General features: G+C 54.5%; 1 pseudogene. It reads right to left on the bottom strand.

Features of this window, described 5'->3' with window-relative positions:
- A pseudogene (locus KDM89_RS21065) lies at window positions 1-325 on the bottom strand (glycosyl hydrolase); the annotation flags it as partial.

The raw sequence follows: 325 nt of genomic DNA, 5'->3' as shown, positions 1-325 counted from the left end.
CAAACCACTGACGACCGTTGGCAAATCCGAGTAGCCACAGCCATAACCATCATTTGGCAATATCCAGCCACCCGGCATATCGTGCTCACGATAGCGTGCTGCGACTGACTGCACCACATCCGGCGTTTTTCCCGTTGGCCCGTCCGACCAGCCCGCTGGTACTGTGCCTGGCTTTTTGATATTGTCACCGTCGTTATAGCAATCCGCATCGCCAAATTCCAGTGCCCAGCGCGGCAACAACTTTGCTCTGCCAGTCAGATTGGTATAGGCATCCAGTATACGTGGCAAGCCGCCGACAAAATAGTAAGCATCAAAGCGGGCTTCG

Origin of the sequence: Cognatundibacterium luofuense (genome assembly GCF_018139685.1) — a bacterium.
Taxonomy (GTDB): Bacteria; Pseudomonadota; Gammaproteobacteria; order Burkholderiales; family Burkholderiaceae_D; genus Undibacterium; species Undibacterium luofuense.
The sequence above is the reverse complement of the archived record's forward strand: the minus strand, read 5'-3'. Positions and strand labels throughout refer to the sequence as shown.